The organism is Arthrobacter sp. P1_B4 (assembly GCF_056406555.1).
Map to the genome: position 1 here is coordinate 1 of NZ_JBFTZW010000066.1, position 17,617 is coordinate 17,617.

General features: G+C 67.6%; 15 protein-coding genes, 6 tRNA genes and 2 pseudogenes. 5 read left to right on the top strand and 18 right to left on the bottom strand.

The window, feature by feature from the left end; genetic code table 11:
• Positions 1-186: pseudogene (locus AC1D1W_RS15970) on the top strand (ABC transporter ATP-binding protein); the annotation flags it as partial.
• 276 nt (positions 187-462) lie between these two features.
• On the opposite strand, the gene AC1D1W_RS15975 reads toward AC1D1W_RS15970, so the two are convergent.
• The 9 genes from AC1D1W_RS15975 to AC1D1W_RS16015 form a co-directional block, all read right to left on the bottom strand.
• Positions 463-2,658, bottom strand: a complete 2,196-nt coding sequence (locus tag AC1D1W_RS15975; RefSeq protein WP_476944197.1) for a 3-hydroxyacyl-CoA dehydrogenase NAD-binding domain-containing protein — start codon at positions 2,656-2,658, stop codon at positions 463-465.
• Complete coding sequence (locus AC1D1W_RS15980; protein WP_476944198.1) at positions 2,655-3,992, bottom strand: thiolase family protein; 1,338 nt, start codon at positions 3,990-3,992, stop codon at positions 2,655-2,657. The genes AC1D1W_RS15975 and AC1D1W_RS15980 overlap by 4 nt, the downstream gene beginning before the upstream one ends.
• Before the next feature lie 148 nt (positions 3,993-4,140).
• Complete coding sequence (locus AC1D1W_RS15985; RefSeq protein ID WP_476944199.1) at positions 4,141-5,499, bottom strand: HRDC domain-containing protein; 1,359 nt, start codon at positions 5,497-5,499, stop codon at positions 4,141-4,143.
• A gap of 61 nt (positions 5,500-5,560) precedes the next feature.
• Entirely contained in the window at positions 5,561-6,208 is a 648-nt protein-coding gene (locus AC1D1W_RS15990; protein ID WP_028277017.1) for a DUF3000 domain-containing protein, read from the bottom strand.
• Between the two features lie 72 nt (positions 6,209-6,280).
• Positions 6,281-7,369 (bottom strand): threonine aldolase family protein, encoded by a 1,089-nt coding sequence (locus tag AC1D1W_RS15995; protein WP_476944203.1) that lies wholly within the window; start codon positions 7,367-7,369, stop codon positions 6,281-6,283.
• Positions 7,370-7,497: 128 nt separating this feature from the next.
• Positions 7,498-8,280, bottom strand: a complete 783-nt coding sequence (locus tag AC1D1W_RS16000; RefSeq protein ID WP_476944200.1) for an SDR family NAD(P)-dependent oxidoreductase — start codon at positions 8,278-8,280, stop codon at positions 7,498-7,500.
• Positions 8,277-9,683 (bottom strand): DUF6421 family protein, encoded by a 1,407-nt coding sequence (locus AC1D1W_RS16005; RefSeq protein ID WP_459384440.1) that lies wholly within the window; start codon positions 9,681-9,683, stop codon positions 8,277-8,279. The genes AC1D1W_RS16000 and AC1D1W_RS16005 overlap by 4 nt, the downstream gene beginning before the upstream one ends.
• A 165-nt stretch (positions 9,684-9,848) precedes the next feature.
• The gene (gene msrB, locus AC1D1W_RS16010; RefSeq protein WP_243179267.1) at positions 9,849-10,373 is read right to left on the bottom strand and encodes a peptide-methionine (R)-S-oxide reductase MsrB; all 525 of its coding nucleotides are present in this window, start codon (positions 10,371-10,373) and stop codon (positions 9,849-9,851) included.
• Positions 10,374-10,387: 14 nt separating this feature from the next.
• Positions 10,388-10,876, bottom strand: a complete 489-nt coding sequence (locus tag AC1D1W_RS16015) for a hypothetical protein (RefSeq protein WP_028277022.1) — start codon at positions 10,874-10,876, stop codon at positions 10,388-10,390.
• A gap of 137 nt (positions 10,877-11,013) precedes the next feature.
• Between AC1D1W_RS16015 and AC1D1W_RS16020 the strand changes: the two genes are divergently transcribed.
• Positions 11,014-12,366 carry an alpha/beta hydrolase family protein gene (locus AC1D1W_RS16020; RefSeq protein WP_476944201.1) on the top strand — a complete coding sequence of 451 codons (1,353 nt, stop codon included), beginning with the start codon at positions 11,014-11,016 and terminating at the stop codon, positions 12,364-12,366.
• Positions 12,367-12,452: 86 nt separating this feature from the next.
• Here the strand turns inward: AC1D1W_RS16020 and ybaK are convergent, their stop codons facing one another.
• The 3 genes from ybaK to AC1D1W_RS16035 form a co-directional block, all read right to left on the bottom strand.
• A complete protein-coding gene (gene ybaK / locus AC1D1W_RS16025) occupies positions 12,453-12,950 on the bottom strand; it encodes a Cys-tRNA(Pro) deacylase (RefSeq protein ID WP_476851506.1) in 498 nt (165 codons plus the stop codon).
• Between the two features lie 27 nt (positions 12,951-12,977).
• On the bottom strand, positions 12,978-13,451 hold the full coding sequence (locus AC1D1W_RS16030; RefSeq protein ID WP_243179191.1) for a SufE family protein: 474 nt from the start codon (positions 13,449-13,451) through the stop codon (positions 12,978-12,980).
• A gap of 70 nt (positions 13,452-13,521) precedes the next feature.
• Positions 13,522-14,439 (bottom strand): sulfurtransferase, encoded by a 918-nt coding sequence (locus tag AC1D1W_RS16035; RefSeq protein WP_476944202.1) that lies wholly within the window; start codon positions 14,437-14,439, stop codon positions 13,522-13,524.
• A 226-nt stretch (positions 14,440-14,665) separates the two neighbouring features.
• Between AC1D1W_RS16035 and zapE the strand changes: the two genes are divergently transcribed.
• On the top strand, positions 14,666-15,703 hold the full coding sequence (gene zapE / locus AC1D1W_RS16040; RefSeq protein WP_028277027.1) for a cell division protein ZapE: 1,038 nt from the start codon (positions 14,666-14,668) through the stop codon (positions 15,701-15,703).
• Positions 15,704-15,877: 174 nt separating this feature from the next.
• On the opposite strand, the gene AC1D1W_RS16045 is transcribed toward zapE, so the two are convergent.
• The 6 genes from AC1D1W_RS16045 to AC1D1W_RS16070 form a co-directional block, all read right to left on the bottom strand.
• On the bottom strand, positions 15,878-16,147 hold the full coding sequence (locus AC1D1W_RS16045) for an antitoxin (RefSeq protein ID WP_243179173.1): 270 nt from the start codon (positions 16,145-16,147) through the stop codon (positions 15,878-15,880).
• A 233-nt stretch (positions 16,148-16,380) separates the two neighbouring features.
• A tRNA-Val gene (locus tag AC1D1W_RS16050) sits at positions 16,381-16,455 on the bottom strand.
• A 38-nt stretch (positions 16,456-16,493) separates the two neighbouring features.
• Positions 16,494-16,566, bottom strand: a tRNA-Gly gene (locus AC1D1W_RS16055).
• A 55-nt stretch (positions 16,567-16,621) separates the two neighbouring features.
• A tRNA-Val gene (locus AC1D1W_RS16060) sits at positions 16,622-16,696 on the bottom strand.
• A 39-nt stretch (positions 16,697-16,735) separates the two neighbouring features.
• Positions 16,736-16,806, bottom strand: a tRNA-Cys gene (locus AC1D1W_RS16065).
• A gap of 46 nt (positions 16,807-16,852) precedes the next feature.
• Positions 16,853-16,925, bottom strand: a tRNA-Gly gene (locus AC1D1W_RS16070).
• A 381-nt stretch (positions 16,926-17,306) separates the two neighbouring features.
• Between AC1D1W_RS16070 and AC1D1W_RS16075 the strand changes: the two genes are divergently transcribed.
• Positions 17,307-17,378 (top strand) — tRNA-Val (locus AC1D1W_RS16075).
• Positions 17,379-17,464: 86 nt separating this feature from the next.
• A pseudogene (locus tag AC1D1W_RS16080) lies at positions 17,465-17,617 on the top strand (cytochrome); the annotation flags it as partial.

The window sequence follows — 17,617 nt, forward strand, 5'->3', positions numbered from 1 at the left end:
GTGTTGGCCCTGGACGAACCGACCGTCGGGCTGGACCGGCACGGCCTCGAGGCGCTGCAGGGCGCCGTCGACCGCGCCGCCGCGCGGGGCGCCGCCGTCGTCATGGTCACGCACGACCTGGACTACGCACGGAGGAACGCGCACCGCGTCCTGGAACTCAGCGGCGGGAGGCTGCGGGAAATCTGACTGGGGCCGCGGGGTGGGCAGGGAATGCAACGCGCAATGGATGACGCGCAATGTATATTGCTTGGAGTTTCCGCGGGCCTGGTCCTGGACGGCAGGATCTATTCCGCAGACGCGGTCTTTCGCGTTCCAGCCTTCCACCTCAACACCGCAGACATCGAGGCTGCCCACGTCATGGCGCCGCCGGGAGGCCCGGACACTCTCCCGAAAGCAGCGCCGCCGCCCGGACCAAAGTCCGGGCGGCGGCGCCAACAAAAGCGGTAGCGGTGAACCCTGGCTCTAGGCCGGTTCTGACGCCACGCCCGGGGCCAGGAACTTCTTGCCGTTGACCCGTTCCGAGGCGCCCACCCGGTCCAGATACGGGGTGATCCCGCCCAGGAACATCGGCCAGCCCGCGCCGAGGATCATGCAGAGGTCAATGTCCTCGGGACCGGCCACAACGCCTTCCTCGAGCATCAGTCCGATTTCCTCCGCCAGGGCGTCCTGCGTCCGGCGCAGCACCTCCTCGCCGGTGGACGGCGTGCTGCCAAAGGACATCAGCGCCAGGGTTTCGGCCGGAATGAACGGCTTGCCGTCCGGGCCCGGCACCGGTGTGCCGTTCTGCGCGGCCCAAATGGACGTCACACCGTTGTCGATCAGCGCCTGCAGGTTCGCCGAGACCCTGAAGCGGTCCCCGAACGCCGCGTGCAGCGATTCCTGGACATGCTGCGCCACGGGCAGGCCCACCATGGCGCCGAGCACAAACGGCGTCATGGGCAGGCCCATCGGCCGCAGCGCGTTATCGGCCACATCCGCGGGCGTGCCCTCGTCGAAGGCCGCGGTGACTTCACCCATGAGGCGCAGCAGGACGCGGTTGACCACAAACGCGGCGGCATCCCTGACCAGCACCGCCGACTTCTTGAGCCCCTTGGCGAGCTCGAACGCGGTGGCCAGCACGGCGTCGTCGGTCTTCGGTGCCCGCACGATCTCCAGCAGCGGCATCACAGCCACCGGGTTGAAGAAGTGGAAGCCGACCAGGCGCTCGGGGTGCCCAAGGTCCTCCGCCATCGCGGTGACGGACAGCGAGGACGTGTTGGTCGCGAGGATGCACTCTTCCGAGACGATCGCCTCGACTTCCTTGAAGACCTGCTTCTTGACGTTGAGTTCCTCGAAGACGGCCTCAATGACGAAGTCGGCGTCGGCGAAGGCCTCCTTCGAAACTGATCCCGTGACGAGCGCACGGGTGCGGTTCGCGGCGTCGGCGCCGATCCGGCCCTTCGCCAGCAGCTTGTCCACCTCGGCTTGGACGTACCCCACGCCCTTGTCCACGCGGGCCTGGTCGATGTCCGTGAGCACCACGGGCACCTTGAGCTGGCGGGCGAAGAGCAGGGCGAGCTGGCTGGCCATCAGGCCGGCACCGACGACGCCGATCTTCGTCACCGGGCGCGCGAGCTTGCGGTCCGGGGCGCCGGCGGGACGCTTGGAGCGGCGCTGCACGAGGTCCAGGAAGGCGTACACAGTGGAGCGGAACTCGTCGGTCTGCATAAGGTCGGCGAGCGTCTCGCATTCGAGCTGAGCGGACTGCGCCTGGGTCAGGGTGCGGTTGGCCTCGATGACGTCCAGGACCTTGGCGGGCGCCGGGGAAGCGTTGGAGGTCTTGGCCTCCACGAAGGCCCGGCCCTTGGCGACGGCGGCCGCCCAGCGGGCGGCGACCTCTGGAGCGGACGGGTCCACGGCGTTCGCCCGCTCCGGCGCCACGGCACCGGCAATGACTTTCGCGGCCCACGCCAGGGACTGTTCCACAAAGTCGGCCGGCTCGAACATCGCGTCCGCCATACCCAGCTGGTAGGCCTGCGGCCCGGTGAGCGTGCGGTTGTTGCTCAGCGGGTTTTCGATCATGACCTTGAGGGCGTTCTCCGGCCCGATCAGCCGCGGCAGGATGTGGACCCCGCCCCAGCCAGGGATGAGTCCGATGAACGCCTCGGGAAGGGCCAGAGCGCCGGCGCCGGTGGAGACCGTGCGGTAGGTGGACTGCAGCGCGATCTCCAGGCCGCCGCCCAGGGCCAGGCCGTTGATGAACGCGAAGCTCGGCACGCCGAGGTTCGCCAGGGTGGCGTAGACGTCGTGGCCGAGCTGGGCCATCCACAGGCCCTGTTCGCGTCCGCTGACGGACTTGACCGTGGAGAGGTCGGCGCCGGCCACGAGGAAGTRCGGCTTGCCGGTGACGCCGACGCCGGCAATCTCGCCCCGGGCCGCGCGTTCCTTCAGCCCTTCCAGGACCGTGCCGAGTTCGATCAGCGTGTTGGGTCCGAGGGTGGTGGGCTTGGAGTGGTCCAGGCCGTTGTCGAGGGTGACCAGCGCGAAGATGCCGGGGCTTTTGCCATCAGTCGTCCCCCCACCGTCGACGGGCGGCAGTTCGATGTCCTGGACATAAGAGTGGGTGACCGTCTCGTTCGGGAAGAGGTCTGCAAGCTTGCGGAAATCAGCGGCGCTCATGCTGTGGCTCCAGTCTTGGTGATCGTGGTCTCTGCGTGCTGTGCTTCTGTGTTGTGCATTTCTATGCCCGGTGCTTCGGTGCCGTAATCCGCGTGATGCGGGTTCTCCCAGATTACGGTGGCGCCCATGCCCAGGCCGATGCACATCGTGGTCATGCCAAAGCGGACCGAGGGGTCCTCCTCGAACTGCCGGGCCAGCTGGTTCATCAGCCGGACCCCCGAGGACGCCAGCGGGTGCCCGACGGCGATCGCGCCGCCATAGCGGTTGACGCGCGGGTCGTCGTCGGCGATCCCGAAATGGTCCAGGAAGCTCAGGACCTGGACGGCGAAGGCCTCATTGATTTCGAAGAGCCCGATGTCCCCGATGCCGAGCCCGGCGTTCTTGAGCGCCTTCTCGGTCGCCGGGACCGGGCCGATGCCCATGACCTCGGGTTCCACACCGGCGAAGGCATAGCTCACCAGGCGCATCCTGACCGGCAGCCCGAGTTCTTCGGCGGCATCCGCGGAGGCCAGCAGGGCTGCGGTGGCGCCGTCGTTCAGGCCCGCGGCGTTCCCCGCCGTGACCCGGCCGTGGGCGCGGAACGGCGTCTTAAGCGTGGCCAGGTCTCCGAGCGAGGTCCCGGGGCGCGGGGGTTCGTCCACGGTGTTGACGGTCCAGCCCTGGCCCGGCTTCATCGTGGCGACGGGTACGAGGCCGGGCTGGATCTGGCCGTTGGCGTAGGCTGCTGCGAGTTTGTCCTGCGACGCGACGGCGTAGGCGTCGGTGCGGTCCTTGGTGATGGCCGGGAAACGGTCGTGCAGGTTCTCGGCCGTGTTGCCCATGTTCAGCGCGGCGGGGTCCACGATCCGTTCGGACATGAAGCGCGGATTGGGGTCGGCGCCGGCGCCCATCGGGTGGTTGCCCATGTGTTCCACGCCGCCAGCGATTACGACGTCGTACGCGCCGAAGCCGATGCCGCTCGCCGTCGTGGTGACGGCGGTCATGGCGCCGGCGCACATGCGGTCGATCGCGAAGCCGGGCACGGTGCGGGGGAGCCCGGCCAGCAGGGCGGCGGTGCGGCCGATGGTCAGGCCCTGGTCGCCCGTCTGGGTGGTGGCGGCGATCGCGACCTCGTCGATCCGGTCCGCCGGAAGCGAGGGGTTGCGGCGCATCAGTTCGCGGATGCACTTGACCACGAGGTCGTCGGCGCGGGTGCCGGCGTAGATGCCCTTGTCGCCGGCGCGGCCGAACGGGGTGCGGACGCCGTCGACAAAGACGACGTCGCGCACGGTCCTGTTTCTTCCGCTGCTCGGGTTTGCGCTGCTGGGTTTTCCGCTGGTGCGGGCTTGGCTCACGGCGTACTCCTCATTGAGACATGGTGCCGGAACCGTGCCGGTGGCAGGGGTTGCCACAGGCAGGAAGGTTCCGAACGACATCATGCATCATGTTACTCGCCAGTAACATAGCTTGCAAGGAGGAGAAGAGCGGCCCCGGAAGGAGCTGCTAGACCGTGGAACCCGACGGCGCCTCCGCGACGGCCTTGGGTTCCTTCGCTGGCAGCGGCTCGGGGTGCAGGAAAGCCTCGGCAATAAGCGGAGCCGTGATTTCGATCTGCCACTGGCGCGCCCCGAGGTTCGCCAGTTCCTCGGCCACGCCTTCCTCGCTGCATTCTGCCGGTGGACGCCAGGCGACCCGCCGAAGATAGTCCGGGGTCAGCAGGTTCTCCACCGGCAGGTTCAGTTCCTCGGCCCTGGCCTGGAGTTTCGGACGGGCCGTGGCCAGCCTGGCGGCCGCCTCCGGGTCCCGGTCCGCCCAGACGCGCGGGGGCGGGGGAGCGTTGGTGGGCAGGTGCAGCGGCGGCAGGTCCTCCAGGGCCCGGGCCACGCCGATGCAGCGCAGCCAGCGGGGGGCTTCCCGCTGCGCGGCGCGGCCGTGGAAGCCCTTGGTGCCCAGGAGCTGGGGAACCGTGGAGGGCATCGCCTTGGCTGCGGCGACGAGCGCGGAGTCGGGGATCAGCCGGCCGGGGGCGACGTCACGTTTCTGGGCCAGGGAGTCGCGTTCCAGCCACAGCTCCCGGACTGCGGCCAGTTGGCGGCGGTCCCGGATCTGGTGCAGTCCGGAGGTCTTGCGCCACGGATCAACGCGCGGCGGGGCCTGTCCGGCTTCGAGGATGGCGGCGAATTCCTGCTCGGCGTATTCCAGTTTCTCGTCCGCCACGAGCAGCTCAATCAGTTCCTCGCGCAGCTCGGTCAGGACTTCGACGTCGAGCGCGGCGTAGCGCAGCCACGGTTCCGGCAGGGGCCGGGTGGACCAGTCGGCGGCGGAGTGTTCCTTCGCCAGGCCGAAGCCCAGGAGCTGTTCGATGACGGCGGCGAGGCCCACCCTGGGCAGCCCGGCCAGGCGGGCGGCGAGCTCGGTGTCGAAGAGTTTGTCCGGCCACATGCCGAGTTCGGACAGGCAGGGCAGGTCCTGGCTGGCGGCGTGCAGGATCCATTCGACGCCGCGCAAAGCGTCATTGATGATGCTGAGGTCACCGAAAGGTTCGGGATCGATCAGCCAGGTTCCGGAGCCTTCGCGCCGGATCTGGACCAGGAAGGCGCGCTGGCCGTAGCGGAATCCCGAGGCGCGCTCCGCGTCCACGCCCGCAGGGCCGTGGCCGGCGGCGAGAGCCGCGGCGCAGCGTTCGAGTCCGGACTGGGTTTCAATGACCAGCGGCACGCCGTCGCGGGGAATGTCGAGGTCGATCACTTCAGGGACCAGGCTGTCGAAGCCTTCCACGGTGATGTGGGCTGTGGTGTCAGCAGCCTCGGCCGTGGTGCGACTGGCGCCGGCCGTGCTGATTTCCGGATTCTGAGGGGTCATGGTCTCTACAGTTTACCGACAACATGGCGTATAGAGCCGTGACCGCGGCCGAACAGGCGCCTCATGCGTGTCCGCGGGGGCGGCGGGGAAGGGCCGTGACGCCCTCGGGCAGGGGCGGCAGTCCGGCGAAGGTGCAGACCATGTCCGACCACGCCTCCAGGTGCGAGGTGATGTCCGGGGTGGCCGGGGTCCAGGAGGCCCGGAGCTCAATGTCGATTGAATTCGGCCGGTCCGACAACGTTCCAAAGCTCTCCGAGAGCACGCGGGTGGCGGTGCCGCCGGCGGAGCGGTACGGGGCCTGATGGTTCTCCAGCGCTTCGACCAGCCAGGTCCACGCCACGGACCCCAGGAGTTCGTCGTTGCCCATCTCGGGTTCCAGCTGGGCGCGGATGTAGGTGACGATCCGGAATTCCCCGTCCCACACGGCAGAGCCGTCGGGATCGTGGAGCAGAATGAAGCGGCCAGTGGCCAGCTCGATGTCGTCGCTGCCGGACGCCCGTGCCAGGGCAGCGGCGGCCGGGCCGTGGACCGGTCCGCCGGCGGGGGAGTCGCCCGGGCCGATCACTTCCGCGCCCAGGGCCACCGCGAACGGCGCCAGCCGGGACGGGGCCGGAATTTCGTCCAGGTGCAGCTCGCTGCGGCACCGTGCCTGCCGAAGGGTCCCCAGGGCGAAGAGGAAATCTGCCGGAACCTGATCGAGGGAGCTCACCTTGGAAGATTATGCAACGGCCGGAGCCCTGCCCGGCAGGCTCGCCGCCGGGCAGGGGAAGCGGTGCATGGTTCAGGCAGCGGCGAGCTCGCGCTTGATGGCCGCAATGAAGGAATCAACGTCATCCTCGGTGGTGTCGAAGGAGCACATCCAGCGGACCTCGCGGGCCGCCTCGTTCCAGTCGTAGAAGCGGAAGGACTTGCGCAGCCGGTCCGCGACACCGGCAGGCAGGACGGCGAAGACGCCGTTGGACTCGGTCTTCTGGGTCAGTTCGACGCCGGGGATCGCCTCGACGCCGGCGCGCAGCCGGGCGGCCATGGCATTGGCGTGCGAGGCCGAGCGCAACCACAGCTCACCCTCGAGGAGGGCAATGAACTGGGCGGACATGAACCGCATCTTGGAGGCCAGCTGCATGTTCATCTTGCGCAGGTAGACCAGGCCGTGTGCGGCCTCCGGGTTCAGGGCGACCACAACCTCGCCGAACAGCAGACCGTTCTTCGTGCCGCCGAAGGAGAGGATGTCCACGCCGGCGTCACGGGTAAAGGCCCGCAGCGGGACCCCCAGGTGGGCGGCGGCGTTGGCCAGCCGGGCACCGTCCATGTGCAGCTTCATGCCCTTTGCGTGGACATGCTCGGCGATGCCCCGGACCTCGTCCGGGGTGTAGCAGGTGCCAAGCTCGGTGGTCTGGGTGATGGACACGGCCAGCGGCTGGGCGCGGTGCTCATCGCCCCAGCCCCAGGCTTCCTGGTCGATCAGTGCGGGGGTGAGCTTGCCGTCGGTGGTGGGGACCTGCAGCAGCTTGATGCCGCCGATCCGCTCCGGTGCACCGTTTTCGTCCATGTTGATGTGGGCGGTGGAAGCGCAAATGACCGCACCCCAGCGCGGGAGGAGCGACTGCAGGGACAGGACGTTGGCTCCGGTGCCGTTGAACACCGGGAAGCACTCGATGCCTTCGCCGAAGTGCTCTTCCATCAGCTGCTGCAGACGCGCGGTGTAATCGTCCTCACCGTAGGAGACCTGGTGGCCTTCGTTGGCGGCGGCCAGAGCCGCGAGAACTTCCGGGTGCACGCCGGAATAGTTGTCGGAGGCGAAGCCGCGGACGGAGGGATCGTGGAGCCGCACCGCAGTGCCGGCAGGGACAGTTTCAACTGTGCTGGTCATCGTTTTGCTCACGCTTTCAGTCTAAGAGGTCGGGCCGCCCGGGCTAAGCCCGGGCCCTGGATCGGGGCCCCAGACCCTGTGCCGCAGACGCTGGGGCTGTGGATCCGAGCCGCGGAATCAGGGATGTTTCAGCGGCTGAGCAGCAGCCGCTGGCCGTTCAGGTCGCCGGCAGGAGCGTTGAAGAGTCCCGCTGCGGCAGCCGCCAGGTCAGCCACGTCCGTGAAGCCCGGGAATTTGCGGTCCGGGGCCTTGGCCCGCATTTGCGCGTCAACGAGGGCTTTCACCACGAAAATGACGGCGGCGCTGCGCAATGCGGCGCTGTCCTGCCCGGCGTTGTCCTGTTGCGAGCTGTCCTGCCCGGGAGTGCCGGTGGCGTTGCCCGCGGCGTGCGCCCGGAGGAAGCCGTCAGCGACCGCCAGCGTCCAGGCCTCGGCGGCCGCCTTGGCCGCGGCGTAGCTCGCCCCCGCCGCCGTCGGGGCGCTTACCGCCGTGGAGGACACCATGGCGAAGCGTCCGGCCTCCGAGGCAGCGAGGTCGTCGAAGAAGACGCGTGTGACGTTCCGCAGGGTCGTGACGGCGTTGCGTTCCAGGAAGTCCCAGTCGTTGTCGCTCTGGTCCGTGATGCCTTTCGCGCCGCGCCAGCCGCCCACCAGGTGGATAATGCCGTCGACGCGTCCGGCCATGCCTGCAATGCTTTCCCGCAGGGCGCGGACGTCGGCCAGGCTGGCGAGGTCGCAGGCGAGCGGCGTGACGCCGTCGCCGGCCTCGGCGGCGGCTGCCTCGATGCGCGCGGCATCCGATCCGACCGTGAAGACCCTGTGGCCGGCGCCGCGCAGGGCGCGGGCCGTCGCGATTCCCGACGGCCCGCTGCCCCCCGTGACCAGCACGTTCAAAGTGCGTCCGGCGCTCATCCGGCGTTCAGGGCCTGGGTGTCGCCGGACTTTGATCCCGTGTCTGAGGACCCTGTGATGCCGGCAGTGGATTCGATGACGGGACGCATCTTCTTCTCCAGCGCCTCGTAGAACATGGAGAGCGGGAACTCGTCGTCGAGGACCTGGTCCGTGAGGCCGCGGGGCGGACCGTCCAGGGGGAGGGCGTCCGGACCCTTGGCCCAGACCGAGGCCGGGTTGGGCGTGACCGTGCCGGAGATGAGCTCGTAGGCGGCGAGCCAGTGGGCCATCTTGGGGCGGTCGATCGAGCGCCAGTAAAGTTCCTCGATCTTCGCGCCGAGTTCAACCACGACGTCGGCAGCCTCGTCCCAGTCGATGCTGAGTTTGCTGTCGGTCCAGTGCAGGACGTGGTGCTGGTGCATCCAGGCGAAGAGCAGCTGGCCGCCAAGGCCGTCGTAGTTCCGCACGCGAGTGCCGGTAATGGCGAAGCGGAAGATGCGGTCGAAGATCACGGCGTACTGGACCAGCTTGGCGTGCCGGCGGGCCTCCGGGTCAGCGTCCTCGTCCTTCTCGATCTTCACGGATTCGCGGAAGGCGGTGAGGTCGCAGCGCAGCTCCTCCAGTGAATAGAGGAAGAACGGCATGCGCTGCTTGATCATGAACGGGTCGAAGGGCAGGTCGCCGCGCATGTGGGTGCGGTCGTGGATCAGGTCCCACATGACAAAGGTTTCCTGCGTCAGCTGCTGGTCCTCCAGGAGCCCGGCGGCGTCCTCGGGCAGCTGCAGGGAGGTGATCTCGGCGGCGGCGCGCAGGACGCGGCGGAAGCGTGCGGCCTCGCGGTCGGCGAAGATCGCGCCCCACGTAAACGTCGGGGTCTCGCGGACCGCGACGGTCTCGGGGAACAGGACTGCGGAGTTGGTGTCGTAGCCTGCGGTGAAGTCGAGGAACCGGATCGGGACGAAGAGCTTGTTGGAGTATTCGCCGGTTTCCAGGCCGCCGATGAATTCCGGCCAGATGACCTCGATCAGCACGGCCTCGACGAGGCGGCTGCTGCTGCCGTTCTGGGTGTACATCGGGAACACGACCAGGTGCTGGAGTCCGTTGACCCGGTGCTGCTGCGGCTGGAACGCCTGCAGGGAGTCCAGGAAGTCCGGGACCCCGAAGCCGCCATCGGCCCAGCGGTCAAAGTCGGTGACCAGCAGTTCCAGGTAGTTCGTGTCGTGCGGGAAGGACGGGGCCAGGGCCGCGACCGCCGTGGTGATGGTTGCGACGTGGCCGGCCGCGGCTTCGTGGGCTTCGGCATCCGGCACGGATCCGTCCTGGACCTGGAGAGCGCGCAGGGCGGTGGCGGCAGCCTTGAGCCGCAGCCATTCCTGGTTGCCGGCGGTGATCGGGGCGGGGGCGGTAAGAGCGGTCGTGGTCATCGTCGACGGTCGCCTTTCTGTTTGCTGTGGAGCGTGTCGCTGGATCTGAAATCGAGCGTAGCAAGCAAGCAGAGACTCTAATGCAAAATTGCCTCGAGCATAAGAAAGTCTGTGGCAAGTGATTCTGAAAAGCCGTTCCAGCGGAAGGAGAGGCAGGGCTGCGGGCTACTGCCCGGCGTCGTCCGCGGGAACCAGCTTCAGGGAAACCGAGTTGATGCAAAAGCGCTGGTCCGTGGGGGTGCCGTAGCCCTCGCCGTCGAACACGTGCCCCAGGTGGGAATCACATGTGCTGCAGCGGACTTCCACCCGGTCCATGCCCATGGTGCGGTCATGGATGTAGCGGACGGTGCCCTCGGCGAGCGGCGCCCAGAAGGACGGCCAGCCGCAGTGCGAGTCGAACTTTTCGTTGCTGGTGAAGAGTTCGGTGCCGCAGGCCCGGCACTTGTAGACACCCCGGGTGTGGGTGTCCCAGTATTCGCCGGTGTACGGCCGCTCGGTGCCTGCCTGGCGGAGCACGCGGTACTCCTCAGGCGTCAGTTCCTCGCGCCACTGGGCGTCCGTCTTTTCGACGGGCGTTCCGGCCGGAGTCTGGTCAAAGGCCGTGGCGGCGGGGTCGGCGGCGGGTTCGGTCGCGGGCTCGGTGGCGGGCACTGCCGAGGGCATGGATTTAGGCCTGTTAAAGATACTCATAGCCTCAATAACGCTCAGGAGTCCCCGATAAATCCCGAACCGGCGTACAGATGCAGGACGGGCAGCCCCAGCTTGTCCTGTGCCTTGGTGGCCCAGTCGGTGTGGAACGTGTCGGCCACGGCGTGCGGGCGGGTGATGACCACCGCCTGTCCGGCGCTGAGTTCCTTGACCTTGGCAACCAGGCCGTCAACGGCCTTGCCCTCGACGACTTCGCCCGAGACGCCGCCGCCCAGACCGGCCAGCGCGGCCAGTGAGGCGGCCAGGGTGTCGGCTGCTTCGGCCCGCTCCCCGGCGGGATCCGAGTGTGCTGTCAGTTCACGGAAGGCCTTGGCGATTTCAAGCATGGAAAGGTTTTCCAGGAAATCCACCACCAGGTGCCGCTCGGTGTTGGCCGGCACCAGGATCAGCAGGGGCGCATCACCGCCGGCAATCAGGGTTTCAATATTGACGCGGTCATCCGCACCGAGGGGCTCTTCTGTCAAAATGACGATTGGATCACTCATGACCCCAGCCTAGTCGCGCTCGTGTTGACCTGCATCGTTGTGTCCCGCGGGACCCTGGCGTGTCTGTACCGGCCCGGCCGTGCGCCTGAAACCCCGCCGATGCCGTGGTTGGGCTGCGCTTCAGTAAGAATGGTGCCATGGCATCCTCCCTGCGCCTCCGCCCGGACCTCCGCCAGACCGCTGCCCGCAAGGCCGCTGCCCGCAGAACAGCACTCCCCGTCGCACCACCCCCCGGCGGCGTGACGTCCGGGAGTGCCAAGTGGGCGGTGGGGGGCATCATCGGCGGCAGCGCCGCTGCGGGCGTGCTCGCCGCCGGCTCCTCCGCCCTCGCCCTCTACTTCGCCCGCCGCGTCATCACCCCGGCCCGGTTCCGGGCAGAGGACCAGGAAGTGCTGGCCGTCATCCGCGAGGGACGGGCCCTGCGGGTCATTTTCGCCGCCACCCCCGACGCCACGGTGGACGGGGTGTACGGATTCTTCTTCGACGGCGGCCGCGGTCACGCGCGGATCGGCCGGATCCTGTCCTACTCCCCGGCCGAACGCACCGTGCTGCGCGAGGTCGAGCACGTCTACAGCGGGGACATGGCCACGGCCCGGCGCGGCTGGTGGAGCGGTGCGGCCTATCCGGATCCGGCCGCCCTGGGGTTTCCGGTGGAGGACGTGCTGATCGACGTCGACGCCGGGACCGCGCCGGCCTGGCTCGTCCGCGCCGCGCCGGCCGTGGCGGAGGATGTGGCCCCCGACGTGTGGGCGATCATGGTGCACGGGCGCGGAGCCACCCGGCAGGAAGGGCTGCGGGCCGTCCGGACCGCCAGGGAACTGGGCATGTCCAGCCTGCTGATCTCCTACCGCAACGACGGCCTGGCCCCGTCAGCCAGCGACGGGCGGTACGGCCTGGGCTCCACCGAATGGCGCGACGTCGAGGCCGCCATCGGCTACGCCGTGCAGCAGGGCGCCCGCGAGGTGGTTTTGTTCGGCTGGTCGATGGGCGGCGCGATCTGCCTCCAGACCGCTGACCTTTCCCGGCACCGCCACCTGATCCGGGCCATGGTCCTGGACGCGCCGGTGATCAACTGGGTCAACGTGCTGGCCCACCACGCGGAGCTGAACCGGATTCCGTCGTCCGTGGGCCGCTACGGACAACTCATGCTCGGCCACCGCCTGGGCCGGCGGCTGACCGGGCTCGCCGCGCCCGTCGACCTCAAAGCGATGGACTGGGTCTCGCGGGCCGTAGAGCTGAGGACGCCGACCCTCATTGTGCACAGCGTGGACGACGAGTACGTACCCTACGGGCCCTCCGCGGCGCTGGCCGAGAAAAACCCCGAGATGGTCACCTTCGAGCCCTTCGACAAGGCCCTGCATACCAAGGAATGGAACGTGGACCCGGAGCGCTGGGAGCGGCAGGTCTCGGCCTGGCTCCGGCAGCAGCTGGCGCCCCGCGCCAATCCCGGCGACCAGGAGCCTCCGGCCGGCAATGCCGCATCCAGTTAACAGCTCCCTGACGGTTCGCTGACAGATCACGGCAGTGTTGTGCACGAACAATGCGGCACCCTGTCGTCTCGACATCTGGGGCCGGGTCAGTCGCGCCGGGTCCCGATCCTGGCGGTGCGGGCAGCCGTGAGCCGAATGAGCTCGGCCGGATCCAGCTCGATGTCCAGGCCGCGCCGTCCGCCCGAAACGAGGATGGTCTCCAGCGCCAGTGCGCTCTCATCCACCACCGTGGGGGAGGACTGGCGCTGGCCGAGCGGTGAGATGCCGCCGAGAACGTATCCGGTCCGCCGCTGCGCCGCGGCCGGATCGGCCATCTCTGCTTTCTTGCCGCCTAAAGCCGCGGCCATCGCCTTGAGGTCCAGGCTGCCGCTGACCGGCACGACGCCGACGGCGAGCCGGCCGTCGACGTCGACCATCAGGGTCTTGAACACCCGGTCAGGGTCGACGCCGAGCACCTCCGCCGCCTCCAGGCCATAACTGGCCGCCGCGGGGTCATGGGTGTAGGGGTGGGCCACAAAGGGAACCCCGGCGGCCGCGAGTGCCGCGGTGGCCGGAGTTCCCTGCGACGCGTGCTTGCGGGCCATGTTCTCTGGCTGTCCGGGCGCTGAGGGTCAGGACTGCGCCGACGGCTGGCGGTCTCCGGACGCGACGACCTTGCGCTTGATCCGGCCCAGCATGGCGGTCATTCCGCGCATGCGCAGGGGAGTGATGGCCCGGGTGAGGCCCAACAGTTCGGGCATGTCGTCCGGGACGGCCAGGATTTCCGCGGCGCTGAGCCCGTCGAGGCCTTCGTGGAGGACTCCGGCAAACCCGCGGGTGGTCGGGGCCTCCTTGGGTGCCTTGAAGTAGAGCCGGACGCGCTCAGGCGCGTCGCCGTCGGCCTGTTCCGTCTCGACGGTGAGGAACAGCGGCGTCTGGCACTCCACTACCTGCTCGAGCAGCTCCGGGTGATCCCGGAGCCGCTCCGGAAGTTCCGGAAGCCCCTGCGAGAACTCAAGGAGCAGCTGCAGTCGCTCTGCTTCGGTCAGGGCCTGGAAATCGTCGACAATGTCCGCCAGTGCGGCGGGGAGGGCTGAAGTATTCATCACTCCCAGCTTACGCAGGCGCGCCGATTGTGTCCCTGTCGGGACCGGTCCCGCTCCACGGTTACCGCGGCTAACGGCCGGCCGGAACCGCGCCGCGTTCGGCACCCTTGACGATCGGGACGCGCACGGCGTTGCCCCATTCGGTCCAGGAGCCGTCGTAGTTCCGCACGGTCTCAAAGCCCAGCAGGTACTTCAGCGCAAACCAGGTGTGGCTGGACCGCTCGCCGATCCGGCAGTACGCCACGACGTCGTCGCCTTCGTTCAACCCGGCCTCGCCGAGGTAGAGGGCCTCGAGCTCGCCGCGGTTCCGGTACGTGCCGTCGCCGGCCGCCGCACGGGCCCAGGGGATGGAGGCCGCCGTGGGGATGTGGCCGCCGCGCAGCGCGCCCTCTTCCGGGTAGGCGGGCATGTGGGTGCGCTGGCCGGTGTACTCCTCGGTCGAGCGGACGTCGATCAGCGGCTTGCCGAAGTGCGCCAGGACGTCATCCTTGAAGGCGCGGATCGGGGCGTCGTCCCGCTCCACGACGGGGTAGTCGGCGGGGGTGGCGACGGTCGTGACGGTGGAGAGCGCCCGGCCTTCCGCGATCCACTTGTCCCGGCCGCCGTCCAGGAGCCGGACGTCCTCGTGGCCGAAGAGCGTGAACACCCACAGGGCGTACGCGGCCCACCAGTTCGACTTGTCGCCGTAAATGACCACCGTGCTGTCCCGGGAAATGCCCTTGGACGCGACCAGCGCGGCGAAGGCTTCGCCGTCGACGTAGTCGCGGGTCACCTCGTCGTTCAGGTCCGTGTGCCAGTCGATTTTCACCGCGCCGGGGATGTGCCCGGTCTCGTACAGCAGGACGTCTTCGTCGGATTCGACCACCACGAGATTGCCGCCGTCGAGGGCCCCCTCCTCGATCGCGGTGGCCAGCCATTCCGTGGACACCAGGCGGTCAGGGTGGGCGTAGGCGGCGAATTTCTCGTTCTGCTCAACGGGGTAGGTCATTGCGATGGCCTTTCACTTGAACGGTCAGGAGGCCGGGCGCGGAAAGCGTGCGCCGCGCCAGGCCTGTTACAACACTAGTCACGGGCCGGTGGCAATGCTCCACCGGGTTCACACGGGGAAATGTGGTCTTCCTCACGCCGGCCGCGGGTCCACAGCCGCGCACGCGGGCCGGCCAGGCTTTGCCGGTATTCTTGCTGGGGACAAGAGACCAGCAGAACGGACCACCTTGGTACAGATCGAACAGCTCGCCGCCCGCACACCGGCAGTTTCCGTGGATGAACTCCTCAATGGGTTCTATCCATCGCCGCGGTTCGGTGAGGTGTCGTTTTCCAGCTACCGGCCCGATCCCGCCCAGCCCAGCCAGGCCCATGCGGTCCATGCCCTGCAGCATTTTGCGGCCGGCGTGGGCGCACGCGACGGCGACGGGCTGTTCAAGCGGCTCTTCGGCAAGAAGGACACTTCCCGGGCCGGGATCTACCTCGACGGCGGATTCGGTGTGGGCAAAACCCACCTGCTGGCATCGCTGTGGCACGCCGCCCCCGGGCCCAAGGCCTTCGGCACGTTCGTCGAATACACCAACCTCGTCGGTGCGCTGTCCTTCCGCAAGACCGTTGAGGCCCTGAGCCACTACAAGCTGGTCTGCATCGATGAATTTGAGCTCGATGATCCGGGCGACACTGTGCTCATGTCCCGGCTCATGCGCGAACTCGCCGACGCCGGCGTGAAGCTTGCCGCCACATCGAACACGCTGCCGGGGTCCCTCGGGGACGGGCGCTTCGCCGCCGTCGACTTCGCCCGGGAAATCCAGGTGCTGGCGGACCAGTTCGACGTCGTGCGGATCGACGGCGAGGACTTCCGCCACCGTGGCCTGCCGGCCGCGCCGTCGCCGCTGCGCAATGATGACCTGACCCACCACATGCATGCCGAGTTCGACGGCAAGACCGTGGCCCGCGATGAGTTCAGCACCTTGATCAACCACCTGGCCGGCGTGCACCCGAGCCGTTACCGCCAGCTGCTGGAGGGGATCGAGGGCGTGGTCTGGAAGAACGTGCACACGATTACCGAGCAGGCCGTTGCGCTGCGCTTCGTGGTGTTGGCTGACCGGCTGTACGACAAGGACGTGCCCATCCTTGCCAGTGGTGTGCCGTTCGACCAGCTCTTCACCGAGGAAATGATGACCGGCGGGTACATGAAGAAGTACTTCCGCGCCGTCTCCAGGCTGACCGCGCTGGCCCGCGAGGGCCAAAACCACGAACCGTCCTAGCGCCGGTTCCCACCAAGTACAACGCCAAATCCAACGCGGGCTCAGTTACGGCCCATCCGGATGCACCGGATGGGCGCGAAGTGACCCCGCGTTGCCTGGTTGAAGTCGCCGTTAAATGCCGGAGGTGCCGGCGCCGCCTCTCGGCGGGACCGGCACCTCGCTGACGGATCTGGGTCAGAGGCCTGGCTGGCGGGGTTCCCCGGTTACGGGGGGCTCACCGGCTGCGGGAGTCTGATCGGCGACCGGGGCCGAATTCGGCCGGTCGTTCGCCTTGTCCACGAAGTCGGAAGCGCCACGCTGCACGGCATCGATCGTGCCGGCGTGCTTACCGCCGGTCTTGGAGTCGACGAAGTCGCCTGCCTTTTCGATGCCGTCCTTGATGGCTTCTTCGTTGCCACCAATAACTTGCTGAGCCTTGCCCTTTAGATCGTCAAGTAAACCCACGGGCACCTCCCTTCGGTCGCGGAGCCAGATCGCTCCTTGCGTTTTCTACCCTAGCGGGAGGTGGCGGGGGTGCCAAGGGTGTCCGCCCAGAGGATAAAAGATGGAAGGCCAGGTGCACAGGGTAGAAGGGCCCGGAGTGCACCAATCCCCAGTACACAAACCCGCAGTGCACAAACCCGCAGTTCACAAACAGGAGCACACAAAAAAGAGCAGCTCCGGGGGAGCTGCTCTTGTGGTGGGCGATACTGGGATCGAACCAGTGACCTCTTCCGTGTCAGGGAAGCGCGCTACCGCTGCGCCAATCGCCCGCAACCGGAAGGATCCGGAGTGGAGTTGTAATGAAGAGAGCGGACGACGAGATTCGAACTCGCGACATCCACCTTGGCAAGGTGGTGCTCTACCAGCTGAGCTACGTCCGCATTTAGTCCATGCCGGCTGGGCCGGTGGTACTGCATCAAGCAAGTTGCCTTGCTCTGGTGGGCGATACTGGGATCGAACCAGTGACCTCTTCCGTGTCAGGGAAGCGCGCTACCGCTGCGCCAATCGCCCCTTGCATCCGATCGAAACCGGAAACCAGGGTTTTCACCGAGGTGGGTACGGGATTCGAACCCGTGTATACGGCTTTGCAGGCCGCTGCCTCGCCTCTCGGCCAACCCACCGTGTAGACAGGATTCCGAAGAACCTTTGCCGTGACAGTGTCCTGCGAGCGGACGACGAGATTCGAACTCGCGACATCCACCTTGGCAAGGTGGTGCTCTACCAGCTGAGCTACGTCCGCATTGTTGGTGTGCATTTCCTTGCCGCATTCGGCATTTCCTCGCGTTCCAACGAGTAAGAACTCTATAGGAGGTTCTGGGAATCTACAAATCGAGACCCATTGCACCGCGTTCCATGGCCTTACTTCCCCGAGTTCTAGGGGATTTTGCTAATTACAGCGCTGTAATTAGCCTCGGTGTCCAGTCGTGGCCCTAAGCGGCGCCGGGACTACTGACCGGGCCTTCTGAGTGGCACGACTGGAACGGCCGGTGGAGGGCTGGTCGACACTGCCCGTGCACGGGCCTGTTGCGGGCGAGTATTGGGACCGCATTCCCGCCGCGGCCAGGTTCCCACGGGTCGATTTCTAAAATCCGCCCGGGTGGGCTAGCATTCAATGTCGTTAGGGCGATTGGCGCAGTGGTAGCGCGCTTCGTTCACACCGAAGAGGTCACTGGTTCGAACCCAGTATCGCCCACTAACGAAATGGTCTGTTCCGCTGACTCAGCGGGGCGGGCCATTTTGCTTTTCATCGTTGTCTGACCCCCGTGAAAGAGTCTTCATATGACCGCTCCACTCCTCGCCCACGCCACGGACTATGGCCGCATGTACGCCCGCTCCACGTCGGCACAGTTCTCTGTCCCTTCCATCACCACGGTGATCGGCCAGCAGCCACACGGCCTGGATGGCTGGTTCGGGTACATGGGCGCCAACAGC

What these genes read in the sequence shown, in the direction of transcription:
- AC1D1W_RS15985 (WP_476944199.1), bottom strand. Translation starts at nt 5,499, where the DNA reads ATGACCCCTCAGAATCCGGAAATCAGCACGGCCGGCGCCAGTCGCACC.
- AC1D1W_RS15995 (WP_476944203.1), bottom strand. Translation starts at nt 7,369, where the DNA reads ATGACCAGCACAGTTGAAACTGTCCCTGCCGGCACTGCGGTGCGGCTC.
- AC1D1W_RS16000 (WP_476944200.1), bottom strand. Translation starts at nt 8,280, where the DNA reads ATGAGCGCCGGACGCACTTTGAACGTGCTGGTCACGGGGGGCAGCGGG.
- AC1D1W_RS16005 (WP_459384440.1), bottom strand. Translation starts at nt 9,683, where the DNA reads ATGACCACGACCGCTCTTACCGCCCCCGCCCCGATCACCGCCGGCAAC.
- msrB (WP_243179267.1), bottom strand. Translation starts at nt 10,373, where the DNA reads ATGAGTATCTTTAACAGGCCTAAATCCATGCCCTCGGCAGTGCCCGCC.
- AC1D1W_RS16015 (WP_028277022.1), bottom strand. Translation starts at nt 10,876, where the DNA reads ATGAGTGATCCAATCGTCATTTTGACAGAAGAGCCCCTCGGTGCGGAT.
- AC1D1W_RS16020 (WP_476944201.1), top strand. Translation starts at nt 11,014, where the DNA reads ATGGCATCCTCCCTGCGCCTCCGCCCGGACCTCCGCCAGACCGCTGCC.
- ybaK (WP_476851506.1), bottom strand. Translation starts at nt 12,950, where the DNA reads ATGGCCCGCAAGCACGCGTCGCAGGGAACTCCGGCCACCGCGGCACTC.
- AC1D1W_RS16030 (WP_243179191.1), bottom strand. Translation starts at nt 13,451, where the DNA reads ATGAATACTTCAGCCCTCCCCGCCGCACTGGCGGACATTGTCGACGAT.
- AC1D1W_RS16035 (WP_476944202.1), bottom strand. Translation starts at nt 14,439, where the DNA reads ATGACCTACCCCGTTGAGCAGAACGAGAAATTCGCCGCCTACGCCCAC.